General features: G+C 61.0%; 12 protein-coding genes. 10 read left to right on the top strand and 2 right to left on the bottom strand.

What is annotated here, in order from left to right; translation table 11 throughout:
* Nucleotides 1–6 precede the first annotated feature (6 nt).
* Nucleotides 7–366 carry a hypothetical protein gene (locus tag MOV63_RS19045; protein WP_247035782.1) on the top strand — a complete coding sequence of 120 codons (360 nt, stop codon included), beginning with the start codon at nt 7–9 and terminating at the stop codon, nt 364–366.
* 1 nt (nt 367) lies between these two features.
* Here the strand turns inward: MOV63_RS19045 and MOV63_RS19040 are convergent, their stop codons facing one another.
* Together MOV63_RS19040 and MOV63_RS19035 are read right to left on the bottom strand one after the other, a co-directional pair.
* Nucleotides 368–1831 carry a sulfatase gene (locus MOV63_RS19040; RefSeq protein ID WP_247035780.1) on the bottom strand — a complete coding sequence of 488 codons (1464 nt, stop codon included), beginning with the start codon at nt 1829–1831 and terminating at the stop codon, nt 368–370.
* Between the two features lie 17 nt (nt 1832–1848).
* Nucleotides 1849–2802 (bottom strand): dihydrodipicolinate synthase family protein, encoded by a 954-nt coding sequence (locus tag MOV63_RS19035; RefSeq protein ID WP_247035778.1) that lies wholly within the window; start codon nt 2800–2802, stop codon nt 1849–1851.
* A 131-nt stretch (nt 2803–2933) separates the two neighbouring features.
* Between MOV63_RS19035 and MOV63_RS19030 the strand changes: the two genes are divergently transcribed.
* The 9 genes from MOV63_RS19030 (at nt 2934) to MOV63_RS18990 (ending at nt 11714) form a co-directional block, all read left to right on the top strand.
* Nucleotides 2934–3656, top strand: a complete 723-nt coding sequence (locus tag MOV63_RS19030; RefSeq protein WP_040125455.1) for a FadR/GntR family transcriptional regulator — start codon at nt 2934–2936, stop codon at nt 3654–3656.
* A 31-nt stretch (nt 3657–3687) separates the two neighbouring features.
* Nucleotides 3688–5274, top strand: a complete 1587-nt coding sequence (locus MOV63_RS19025) for an ABC transporter substrate-binding protein (RefSeq protein WP_405029354.1) — start codon at nt 3688–3690, stop codon at nt 5272–5274.
* A gap of 73 nt (nt 5275–5347) precedes the next feature.
* Nucleotides 5348–6307: an ABC transporter permease gene (locus tag MOV63_RS19020; protein WP_247035768.1), complete on the top strand. Its 960-nt coding sequence runs from the start codon at nt 5348–5350 to the stop codon at nt 6305–6307.
* A complete protein-coding gene (locus MOV63_RS19015; protein WP_247035766.1) occupies nt 6273–7184 on the top strand; it encodes an ABC transporter permease in 912 nt (303 codons plus the stop codon). The genes MOV63_RS19020 and MOV63_RS19015 overlap by 35 nt, the downstream gene beginning before the upstream one ends.
* Nucleotides 7185–7194: 10 nt before the next feature.
* A complete protein-coding gene (locus MOV63_RS19010) occupies nt 7195–8112 on the top strand; it encodes a dihydrodipicolinate synthase family protein (RefSeq protein ID WP_247035764.1) in 918 nt (305 codons plus the stop codon).
* A 2-nt stretch (nt 8113–8114) separates the two neighbouring features.
* Complete coding sequence (locus MOV63_RS19005; protein ID WP_247035762.1) at nt 8115–9125, top strand: ABC transporter ATP-binding protein; 1011 nt, start codon at nt 8115–8117, stop codon at nt 9123–9125.
* 3 nt (nt 9126–9128) lie between these two features.
* The gene (locus tag MOV63_RS19000; RefSeq protein ID WP_247035760.1) at nt 9129–10097 is read left to right on the top strand and encodes an ABC transporter ATP-binding protein; all 969 of its coding nucleotides are present in this window, start codon (nt 9129–9131) and stop codon (nt 10095–10097) included.
* Nucleotides 10098–10655: 558 nt separating this feature from the next.
* On the top strand, nt 10656–10817 hold the full coding sequence (locus tag MOV63_RS18995; RefSeq protein ID WP_157885335.1) for a hypothetical protein: 162 nt from the start codon (nt 10656–10658) through the stop codon (nt 10815–10817).
* Between the two features lie 165 nt (nt 10818–10982).
* Entirely contained in the window at nt 10983–11714 is a 732-nt protein-coding gene (locus tag MOV63_RS18990) for a hypothetical protein (protein ID WP_247035758.1), read from the top strand.
* The last annotated feature ends 129 nt before the right edge of the window (nt 11715–11843 follow it).

Raw genomic sequence — 11843 nt, 5'->3', positions numbered from 1 at the left:
GGTTCCATGGTTGCCACCGCCGCAATGCTTTTTCTCGCCGAAACGTGTCTCTACGCGATTGCATCGCTGACTCACGCGGGCCTCCTCGTCGAGGGTCATGAGCACAGGCAAGCAATGATCGCCGAAGCCGTGATCGCAGCGATCCTGCTGCTCGGGTTGTTATCCGTCAGACTCCGCCGGCCCTGGAGCCGCGTGGCGGCAATTTCCGCGCAGTCCCTGGCTCTGCTGGGCACGCTCGTCGGCGCATTCACCATCGCGGTCGGCGTCGGCCCACAGACGACGCTCGATTACGTCATACACGCGGTGATGATCCTGATCCTGGTCTGTGGTCTTGTCTGGTTGGTGAGGAGCCGAATTGTGTGGTGACCTACTTAATCCTGTTCTGCATCCGCTGAGCCGCATTGGGAAGGGACGATGTCGCGCGCGGTGCTGCGCCGGCGGCTTCCGCCTGCAGGAACGCGGCGATTTCGCCAAGCAGCATGAGTTCGGTCGGGGCGTAGGCAGGATCCCCGGAAAGATTGATGGTCTCCTGCGGGTCGGTCTGAAGGTCGAACAGCTCCCGCTCGCTCGATCCTCCACTCGTATAGAGTGTCAGCTTGAAGCGCTGGTCCCGGGCCATGGTTGCCCGCATCGGCGGGTCCCAGAAACTACCGCTGTCGTTGACACCGGAATTGCGGTAGGCGCAGATCGCGCTGCTGCGCCGCGTCGCGTTCCGCGATGCCATGGCCACCAGATCCTCGCTTTCCGGGCAGGATTGCGTATCGAGGCCTGCTGCTGCGAGGCACGTGGCCGCCACGTCGCGACCTTGCGCAAGCGCGGTGCATCGGGTGCCGGCGTTGACGTGGCCCGGCCAACGCAGCAGCAGCGGCACTCCGACGGTAGGTTCGTAGAGTGCAACTCCCTTGACGAAGAGCCCGTGATCGCCAAGCTGATCGCCATGGTCGGATAGGAATAAGACCAGCGTGTCGTCGGTCATCCCCGCTTCGTCCAGCGCCGCCAGAACGCGGCCGACCTGCTTATCGAGAAAGGTTATGGAAGCGGCATAACCGAGACGAATCCTGCGGATCTCCTCCGCAGAGAAGTCTGAGAAACGTCCGAGATAGGAACCCTGCTGCTCCCGGCGGACGCATCCGGGTTGTATCGTGCGCGAAACCACCGGCTCCGGAATCTTCGCCGCATCTATGCAATTTACGAAGGCGAGGGGGTAATCCTCATAGGGGTCGTGAGGGTCGAACAGGCTCATCAGGCAAAAGAAGGGCTGCCTCTCTGCTTTCATCGACTGGATGAAGGCAATAGTCCGGTCTGCCGCCCACTTGCTCATGTGTTGCGCCTCGGGGTGATGAAGTTCCTTTCGGCCGTTGCGCTGGAGGGCAGCGAGGAAATCCGGCGCCGTCTCGCGAAGCCAGGCCGCATAACCGTTGAAGGGGCTGCCGATCGAAACCGATGGCTCGAGGCACCATTCGTAGATATCGAAACCGTCATGTGGATGACGTTGCCGTTCTTCCTGAATGCGGCTGCTGACATGCAGCTTGCCGAAAAGTGCGGTCCGATAACTAGCCTCCTGCCGCAGCCGTTCGGTGAACAGCACTTCGTCCGGCGGCAGGTTGTCATGCACCCGCTGGACCGCATGATCCGGCACGGGTTTGCCGGTGAAGATGCTCGCCCGGGAAGGGGTGCAGATCGGGTTGTCGACCGTGCAGTGCTCGAATACTGCTCCGGCTTCACCTAGACGGTCGAGGTGAGGTGTCGGAATCCAGTCGCAGCCATAGATGCCGAGCGTATCCCGACGCTGCTGGTCCGTCATGATCATCAGGATGTTGGGTCGTGTCACGATGCCACCTCGACGTTTTAGAGCATGATCTCGGGAAGGGCGATCCTGGCCTTCTCACGCAGTGTGGAAACGACCGATGGATCAATCCAGCGATAAGGCCGACGCAGCCGGGTGCCGATCTCCGCCCATCCCCCGATCGCGGCCAGGAGCTTGTCCAACGCGGCGTTGGAATATCCGTGCACCCTGGCAAAGGGCGCTATGTGGTCATCCAGGAAGGTGCGCAGCCGCTGCTCGATATCAAGCGACCGGTCGATATCGTCGGCCATCGACGCGGTCCACCGCTGTGCACCGGACGGGCTCAGGCAGGCAACGTTGGAGAATGCCCCGACTGCAACGTCCTGCTGGACGCCTGTCGCAAGATGATGCCCCGGGACATAAATTCCCCACGCATCGAGATGCTTGCGGGCCTGATCGTACCAGGATGCATCTCCATCCCCAAGCTTGATGCCCACGACCTGCGGCACGCCCGCAAGGATTGCCGCCAGTTCCTCCGGGGTAAAGACGCGCTTGGCATGCGGCGGCTGGTAGAGCACCAGCGGAACCGGGCCGGCAGCGTCAGCGGCCATCTGCAGAAAATCGGTCGCCTCCGAGGCCGTCACCGGCCACCAGTCGGGAAGGATCACCTGGATTGCCTCCGGTTCGAGCGCCGCCGCCCGGCGCACCCGGTCCAGAGATATGCGGGGATCGGGCTGACACGCACCGATGACGAATGGCATCGCCGCGGGGCTGCAGCGGTCTGCCAACAATTGTTGAATCTGGTCGAACTCCGCTTCTGTCTGATTGTGGAATTCGCCGGCGGTGCCGTTCGAGTAGATGCCGTCCACCTTGGCGGCAATCAGTCGGTCGATCGCGTCGGCCAGACGCGGGAAATCGATTGAATCGTCTTCATTGATCGGCAGCAGGAGCGTTGCCCAATTTCCGCGAATGCGGCCCCAGCGGTCATTCCGCCGTTCGAACTTTGTGATTGCCACACCCACCTCCCGTTTACCCCAGCCGGATCCCGGACTTGTTCAGCTGCTTTCTGCATTTATCGACTTGCTAGATATCCTACAAGTCGATATACCTCAATCATGTTGATTGTCGAAATGTGCATGGAGCAGCATTGGCCAAGCCCATAAAACCTCTGGAGCGTCCGCCGCTTCTGCATGTCAGCGTGCAGGAAAGCCTGCGCAGCTATATCGAGGACAATGACCTGACGGCCGGCGCGGCTCTGCCGCCGGAGACTTTCCTGGCGCACCAATTGGGCGTGGGGCGCAATTCGGTTCGTGAAGCGATCAAGGCGCTGGAATCCGTTGGCATCCTCGAAACGCGGCGCGGCATTGGCGTTTTCGTCAAGGAATTCTCGTTCGCGCCGCTTCTGGACAATCTCGCCTATGGGCTGCAGGCGTCGCTGCGTGATGTGGAGGAATTGCTGGAGATTCGTCGCGTACTGGAGACGGGCCTCATCGACAAGACCATCGAGATGATCAGTGACGATGACGTGGCCGAGCTTCGACGCCTTACCGATCGCATGCGCCAGCGCGCTGAGCGCGGTGAAAGCTTCGCCGAGGAGGACCAGCAATTTCATCAGCTTCTGTTCCGTTGCCAGAACAACAAGATGCTGAGCGCGCTGATCGATATCTTCTGGTCCGCCTTCTACAAAGCCTCGGGCTTCGCAAACCTGGCAAGTCCCACGCCCCTGGCGACCTGGCAGGATCACCACGAGATTGCAGAGGCCGTGGCGGCGAGAGATGTCGAAGCGGGCCGCAAACGCCTGAGCGCACACTATTCCGGCATCCGGAAAGTCATCGCGATCAACCGGCCCGAGGAGGTCGATCCGGTTTAGCGATAGTCGAAATATAAAAGAGGAGGAGAGCATGCATCGACGGAATTTCGGTCGCCTTCTGGCGGCGGGAGCTTTGCTTTTTGCCACGACTGCCGCAATGGTGCCCGCGACGGCCCAGGCGCAGACGGGCAAGACCATTGTCGGCGGGTTCGACGTGGGCCCAGGTGGTTTCCAGGGCAACTTCAACCCACTGACTGCCACAGCCGGCTTTACCTGGCTCAACACCTATTTCGAGCCGCTGGTCATCTACACATCCGATTTGTCGAAGCTTACCGGCGCGCTGGCTTCAGAGTTCACCCTCGGCCAGGACAACCTGACATATACGTTCAAGCTCGCCCAGACGAACTGGCATGACGGCACGCCTTTTACCTCGGCGGACGTCAAGTTCACCCTGGAGCTTGCCAAGAATGCCGAGAGCGGCAGCATTTTTGCCGCGCGGCTTGCCGATATCGCATCGGTCGAGACGCCGGATGCGCACACGGCAGTCGTCAAGCTCAGCAAGCCGAACTCGGCATTCCTCTCCGTTCTGTCGCAGGTGATGATGCTGCCGCAGCAGGCATTGTCGTCGGTGAACGTCAAGGAGATTGCCAAGAGCCCGTGGTGGTCCACCAAGCCGGTCGGAACCGGTCCATTCAAGTTCGTGAAGCATGTCAGCGACCAGTATGTCGAATTGGCTGCCTATGAGGGCTATCGGGGCGGAAAGCCGAAGGCGGATCGCCTGATCAACCGCTATTTCGCAAATCCGGCTGCGGCCGTCGCGGCCCTCAGGGCGGGAGAGATCCAGTTCACCTTCGCCGAACCCGACGATGCCAAGACCTTCAAGGGCGATGGCGGTTTCCGGGTCATCGAGGGCGATTCCTACGTGGTGAACTATATCGGCTTCAATCACCGCGCCGGAATTTGGGACGACCTTCGCGTCCGTCAGGCGGTCATGTATGCCATCGACCGAAACGCCATCGTCTCCAGCCTTTTCGGCGGTGCCGCCAAACTCGCCAACTGCGGCTATGTCGCGCCGCAGCTTCTTACGAAGGATTTGGCCGACTATGCCTACAATCCGCAAAAGGCAAAAGCCCTGCTGGCGGAGGCGGGCTGGGAGAAGATCAACGGCAGCAAGCCGATCCCGTGGCTGACCTACTACAATACGCCGCAGGTCGCCAACGTCATGGCGGCGGTGCAGGCCATGCTGGCGCAGGTCGGCGTCAACGTGGTTCCGCGCGCGCTCGACGTTCCGAGCTACAACGGCATCGTGCGAAGCGAAAAATGGCAGGATTTTCCGCTGGTCTATGCGGGGCTACAGAACGGCCCCAATCCGGGATCGCTCAATGTCGGGCTGAATGCCGCACAGACACCTCCGTCCGGCAACAACATCATGCGCGTCGAAATGCCTTCGCTGACCGATGCGTTGAATGCGGCGATGGCGGAAACCGACCCGGCCAAGGCCGACGGCAGATGGCAGAAGGTCTGCAAGGAAATGAACGCTGCGCTTCCCTGGGCACCGATGTGGGTGGCGAGCCGCTACGGGGTCGTGTCCAGCAAGCTCAAGGACTTCTTCTGGACGCCCGCTCCAGGCGGTGGCCCCTACGTCTCCCATCCGGAAAAATGGGATCTCGCTCCTTGATGTGCCCGTGAGCCGGGATGCGGTCTGGTGAACAAGCCCGACCGCATCCCCTGCGGACCCTGTTGGTGAAAACATGCTGCAATACATCCTTCGCCGTACGGCTGTCGGCCTGCTGATGCTGCTGGCCCTGACGGTTCTCATCTTCACGTTGCTGCGGCTGACGCCCGGCGATCCGATCGACGCCTATGTCAATCCGTCTGTCCCCATTTCCGCGTCCGATCTCGAGATGCTTCGCACCCGGCTCGGTCTCGAGCGGCCGCTGCCGGTGCAATATTTCGCCTGGCTGGGCGCGGCGCTGATGGGGGATTTCGGCTATTCCATCCAGTATAATGGCGAGGGAGTGCTGCCGCTTGTCCTCAGCCGCATTGGCCCGACGATCCTGCTGATGTTCAGTGGGCTTGTCATCGCCGCGGTCGTCGGCATCTCAACCGGCATCTTTGCGGCCGTCCGCCGCAACAAGCTGGCCGATCTTTCACTTTCGACGGCGGCGTTCGTGGGAATTTCAAGTCCGGCTTTCCTCACCGCCCTGCTGGGCCTCTACGTATTTGCGGTCAATCTGCGCTGGGTGCCGGCCGGCGGCATGCTGACGCCGGGGGCGCCTTTCTCCGTCGGTGACCTGCTGGCCCACCTCATCCTGCCCGCCACCCTGCTTTCAATCGGTCATGGCGCCCTGATCATGCGCTACATGCGCTCGTCGCTGCTCGAAGTGCTGTCGCAGGACTATGTGCGCACGGCGCGCGCCAAGGGCGTCCGGGAATTCTGGGTCATCGTTAAACATGCCGTCCGCAACGCCCTGCTGCCGGTGATCACCCTGATCGGCTCCACGATCGGCATCGCCATCGGGGGCGCGATCTTCATCGAGAGCGTGTTCGACTGGCCCGGCATGGGTCTGCTGATGGTCAATGCCGTCGTCCGGCGCGATTACCCGGTCATCATGTGCGCTACGCTGCTGACTGGCGCCTGCGTCATCCTGGTCAACCTGCTGACCGACATCGCCTATGCCGCTGTCGATCCGCGCATCAAGGTGGCATAAGATGGCGAGCTTGACACATGCCAGCTCCGCCGGTCCCATCCGACGCGCACTTTCCCGCTTTTTCGAGAACGGTGCGGCTGTGGTCGGCTTGGCCATCCTCATCCCGATCCTTGTCCTGACCCTCACTTACGATCTCTGGTGGCTCCACAAGCCCAACGACATCGACCTTTTGGCGATGAACCAGGGGCCGTCGTCGGCCCATTGGCTCGGCAGCGACGGGGTGGGGCGGGATATCATGGCGCGGCTGCTGCAGGGCGGACGGATCTCGCTGCTGGTGGCGACGGTATCGATGGCGATCTCCACGTTCCTCGGTTTCTTCATCGGAGCCATCGCCGGCTTTGCCGGACGTTTCGTGGATGGTGCCACGATGCGGTTCGTCGATCTCGCAATGACCTTGCCGCCGGTCATTTTCCTTCTGGTCCTCGCCTCCATCGTCGGCAGCGGCATAGTCCCCACGATCTTCGTGATTTCTCTGCTGTCGTGGCCGGTTCTCTCCCGCATGGTCCGGGCCCGGCTGCTGGAGCTGCGCGAACGTGACTTCGTCGTGGCGTCCCGGGGCATGGGCGCAGGGCTCTGGCACCTGCTGATCCGGCATGGTTTGCCCAATACGATCGATATTCTCGTGGTCTACGCCACCCTGCAGGTGGCAAATGGGATCCTGCTGGAGGCCGGTCTCTCATTCCTGGGTCTTGGGGTCACGCCCCCGGAAGCGAGCTGGGGCAATATGCTGAACGCTGCCCGCGCCACGCATGTGCTCGAAAATTATCCCTGGCAATGGATGTTTCCGGGCGGCGCGCTCGTCGTGACCGTTCTTGCCATCAACTTCGTGGGCGATGGGCTTCGCGATGCCTTCGATCCGCGCTCCGAACTCAAGTGAAAGGTTGCACATGCCCCACTTTACCGGCGTCATTCCGCCCGTCGTCACTCCGCTCACCATGACTTTCGAGGTGGATTATCCTTCCTTCACGCGCGTCATAGACCACCTGCTCGATGGCGGTGTGCATGGGCTGTTCGTTCTCGGCTCGACCAGCGAAGTGGTGTTCCATGACGAAGCCACGCGCCGCCGCATCATCGAACATGCGGTCGAGCAGGTGCGCGGCCGCGTGCCCGTCCTGGTCGGCGTGATCGACCCGACAACCGAGCGCGTGATCGCCCATGCAAAGGTGGCGCAGTCGGCGGGCGCCGACGCGGTTGTCGTCACGGCGCCGTTCTATGCCCGGACAAACCAGGCCGAAACCATCGATCACTTCCGCTATATCCGGGAGGCGATCGACATACCGGTCATCGCCTACGACATCCCTGTCTGCGTCCACACCAAGCTCGAACGCCGGACCACCGTGACGCTTGCCCGCGAAGGCACGATCGCGGGCGTCAAGGATTCGAGCGGCGATGACGGCAATCTTCGTTATGTCATGGCAGACACGGCCGATCTTCCCGATTTCTTCGTCATGACAGGATCCGAGATCGTCGCCGACAGCGTGGTGAACATGGGTGCGCACGGCATCGTGCCGGGCCTCGGGAATGTCGATCCGCACGGTTATGTCCGCTTGTGGAACCTCTGCCAGGCGGGCGATTTTGCCGGTGCGCGGCTGGAGCAGGAACGGCTGTGCCGGCTTTTCGAAATGGTCTGGGTCAGCTTGGGCCGGACCAGTGCGGGCTCGGCCGGAGTGGGGGCCTTCAAGACCGCCATGCGCAGGCTTGGGGTTATCGACACCAATGTCATGGCGCGTCCGCAGCGATCCCTGAACGACGAAGAGGCGGCCGTCATCGACGGCATCCTGCGGCAAACCGGGCTTCTGGATTGACGATGAGCGCTGAGCCGATCCTCGAAATTTCCGGGCTCAAGACGGTGTTCCGCATCGGCGATCGGGAAATCGTCGCCGTGCGGGACCTCAGCCTTGCCGTGGCGACGGGAGAAACCGTGGCGCTGGTGGGCGAATCCGGCTCGGGGAAGTCGGTGACGAGTTTGTCGATCATGGGTCTTCTGCCGCGTGGCGTGGGCCGGATCGCTGCGGGTACGCTCCGGTTGAAGCGCAAGACGGGCGAAGTCGTCGAACTGCAGACTATTGGCGGCGACACCCTGCGCCGGGTGCGCGGCAATGATATCGGTATCGTCTTTCAAGAGCCGCTGACCAGCCTCAATCCGGTTTTTACGATCGGTGAACAGATTGCCGAGCCGATCCGCATCCATATGGGCAAATCCCATCGGGAGGCCTTGTCGGACGCCATCCAGCGGCTGGAGGATGTCGGCATTCCCGATCCGCGCCGACGTGCCGGGCAATATCCGCACGAACTCTCCGGCGGCATGCGGCAGCGAGCGACCATTGCCATGGCACTCGCATGCAACCCGACGCTGCTGATTGCCGACGAGCCCACGACGGCCCTCGATGTCACCATCCAGGCGCAGATCCTCGACCTGCTCGGTCGGCTGCAGAAGGAACGCGGCATGGGCATGTTGTTCGTCACCCACAATCTTGGGGTCGTTGCCGAGATCGCCGACCGCGTGGCCGTCATGTATGCCGGTTCGCTTGTCGAGACCGGTAGCGTGGCGCGGGTCTTCTCCCATCCGCGTCATCCCTATACCAAGGGGCTGATGCGCTCGGTGCCGCAGCTTGGAACCGCGACGCTTCTCAGGGAGGCGGGCACCCCGCTGCCGACCATCGCAGGGTCGGTTCCGAGCCTCATGGACCTGCCGTCAGGCTGTCCTTTCGCTCCCCGCTGTCCCTACCGCATAGAGGCCTGTTCGGAAGCCTACCCGGCGCTGGCAGACGCCGGCGAGGGACAGTTCAGCCGCTGCATCCGATGGCAGGAGATCTGAACGATGTCACAGGAATTTCTCCTCGAAGTAAGCCGGCTGGGCAAGGATTTTGCCCCGGTGGCATTTGCCCGCGGACCGGTCGTCCGCGCCGTCCAGGATGTCTCCTTCAACATCAAGCGCGGCGAAGTCGTCGGCCTGGTTGGAGAATCCGGCAGCGGCAAGACCACCATCGGCCGCATGGTCGCGCAACTGATCGAACCCACCTCCGGCAGTATCCGTTTTGAAGGCTCGGAAACGACGAGCCTGACGCGCCGCGAGCTCCGCGGCCTGCATGCGCGGGTCCAGTATATTTTCCAGGATCCCTTCGCCAGCCTCTCGCCGCGGATGACGATCGGCGAAATCCTCACGGAAGGGCTGGATATCCAGCGGATCGGCAGCAGATCGGAGCGGGCCGCAAAAGCTGCCCAGGCCCTCGCCTCGGTAGATCTGCCGCCAGATGCGATTTCCCGCTACCCGCACGAGTTTTCCGGCGGCCAGCGTCAGCGCATCGGCATCGCCCGGGCGTTGACGCTTGCGCCCGAGCTGATCGTCGCCGATGAACCGGTGTCGGCGCTCGACGTGTCGATCCAGGCGCAGATCGTCAACCTGCTGCGCGACCTGCAGACGCGGCTCGGCCTGACCATGCTGTTCATCGCCCACGATCTCGCGGTGGTCGAATATGTCGCCGATACGGTGATCGTGCTCTATCTCGGGCGGATCATGGAGATGGCGCCGAGCCGCGAGCTTTATGCCAGTCCGCAGCATCCTTATACGCGCGCCCTGCTTTCGGCTGTTCCGTCGCCCGACCCTTCACGGCATGCGAACCGGCAGATACTCAAAGGGGATATCCCAAGTCCCGCCAATCCCCCAAGCGGCTGCGTCTTCCGGACTCGTTGCCCGGTTGCGATTGAAGCCTGTGCGAGCGTCGTGCCGCCACTCAGGGAAGGGGGGAAAGGACACTTCAAGGCCTGCATCCGTGACGATCTCCATTAATCCGGCAAAGCAGGCAAATCATTGGCCATGAAAAACAGGCTCCTGTCGGCGTCTGGGTTGTCCGGCACGGTCCAGACTTCGGCGCGAGTTTACGTCATTGGGCGTAGCGCATCATCACAAAGAGTTTCTTCCTTCCCGGTGCGATTTGCTGTTCGCTTCCAATTCCGAAGCGGAACCGCATTCTCGTTTTGTCTCTTCGAAGGGCGGACGCGGTGAGGCCTTGAACCATCAATGGCCTGAATGGGGTGTTGATGCACATTAGGAAGGCCAGCGAAGCGAGTGGCGCGCATGAGCTTGCTCTTGAGAAAATCGGTGAAATCGATGGCGCCAGCAGCGTTGGCGCAGATGACCATTGCTTCGATTGTCTTTGGTATAATTACATATGATTACCAAGGGGATTTCCTGAATTCGTTGGTTTATACTTCGCTGTGCTTTCTTTTGATGCAAGCTGGCTATTTCGCAGGTATCTTCTACATGGTGTGGTCCGAGTTTAAGCGGAAATCACCGTAGGTCGATTCTTTGGGAATGACGGATTTTATCTTGATCGAAGGGTGAGTTATGACGAGCGACATCTGGATATCCATCAGGCTGCGGCTTGAAAGAGAGTGGCGGTTGCTTGATCCGGAGCGGATGACCTCTCCGCTGCTGTTGGAAGGAAACCAGGACGATCACATGCCGGCTTTGCCCAGACGGCGTCTGCGCATCGGAAGGGTCGATTGAGCCTCGACCGTCGGCCCGCTCCGTTGTCGCCGGATGGCGTCAATAGCGGGAGCAGGGCAATTTCAGCCAAGTCAGCTCGTTTTCCGAGTGATCCTGTTGATCGCCTGACCCTGGTGTTTCCTGATGTGTTCCAAGACAGAATCGCGTGCTGCTACGGAGCCTGCCATGTCTTATCTCAGCAATGCCAAACAGTGGCTGTCTGCGCTATCGGATGGGGATGTTCGTGGCATCGCTCATGAAATCAACAAAGACGGAATTTTTTGCGCTCCCGACTTCCTGGCAGCCGAAGATCTCAGCCAGATGCAAAATTTTGTCTCCACCACGATCACGCGCGAGGGTCGCCAGACGATTTCGCTGAAAAGCGATGAGCTCGCTGGATCAGGCCTCGACGACCTCGGCAATTCCCCGGAATTCAAGGCCCTCTTTTCCCGCCTCTATTCCATCGGTCTAGGCCGGCCAGCGCCTGACGTTAAATTCTATCAGATTCTTCGCTGCCTCACGGGTAAAAGCGTCACGGAACATTCCTTGATATTTCACTACGATTCCTACGCGATCACGGCACTTCTACCGATCGAAATCCCGAAATTCGGCAAGCGCGGCGACTTCTTGATTATCCCCAATACCCGTGGAATCCGATCGAATTACCTCTTCAATCTCGCCGACAAAGCGATCCTCGACAATGCGCTCACCCAGCGGATCCTGCGCAGTCGCGCATCCGGCGGAAAGGGCGTGAAGCATGTGTCGTTGGTTCCCGGCAATCTCTATCTCTTCTGGGGTTACCGCAGCATTCACACGAATGAGCCTGTCGATGAAGGCGCTGTGCGGGCGACGGCGCTGTTCCATTATGCCGATCCACACGCCAACAGTTACCTGAAGCGGCAGCTCGGCCGCGGTTAATCCGATGCGTCCCCCGACGACTAGCAGGCTGTTGAAGAAGTCTCTGGATTTGCCTTGAGAATGGCCTCGTCGCCATTGTGGTATGCGAATGCGATCTCGATCGAGCCATCGTCAAGCAATTCGGCATGC

Origin of the sequence: Neorhizobium sp. SHOUNA12A (genome assembly GCF_023006505.1) — a bacterium.
Lineage (GTDB): Bacteria > Pseudomonadota > Alphaproteobacteria > Rhizobiales > Rhizobiaceae > Neorhizobium.
This window is presented reverse-complemented; position numbering and strand designations above follow the sequence as displayed.

Coding starts and splice junctions, on each gene's coding strand:
- MOV63_RS18990 (WP_247035758.1), top strand. CDS start 10,983: ATGTCTTATCTCAGCAATGCCAAACAGTGGCTGTCTGCGCTATCGGAT.
- MOV63_RS18995 (WP_157885335.1), top strand. CDS start 10,656: ATGACGAGCGACATCTGGATATCCATCAGGCTGCGGCTTGAAAGAGAG.
- MOV63_RS19010 (WP_247035764.1), top strand. CDS start 7,195: ATGCCCCACTTTACCGGCGTCATTCCGCCCGTCGTCACTCCGCTCACC.
- MOV63_RS19015 (WP_247035766.1), top strand. CDS start 6,273: ATGCCGCTGTCGATCCGCGCATCAAGGTGGCATAAGATGGCGAGCTTG.
- MOV63_RS19025 (WP_405029354.1), top strand. CDS start 3,688: ATGCATCGACGGAATTTCGGTCGCCTTCTGGCGGCGGGAGCTTTGCTT.
- MOV63_RS19005 (WP_247035762.1), top strand. CDS start 8,115: ATGAGCGCTGAGCCGATCCTCGAAATTTCCGGGCTCAAGACGGTGTTC.
- MOV63_RS19000 (WP_247035760.1), top strand. CDS start 9,129: ATGTCACAGGAATTTCTCCTCGAAGTAAGCCGGCTGGGCAAGGATTTT.
- MOV63_RS19020 (WP_247035768.1), top strand. CDS start 5,348: ATGCTGCAATACATCCTTCGCCGTACGGCTGTCGGCCTGCTGATGCTG.
- MOV63_RS19045 (WP_247035782.1), top strand. CDS start 7: ATGGTTGCCACCGCCGCAATGCTTTTTCTCGCCGAAACGTGTCTCTAC.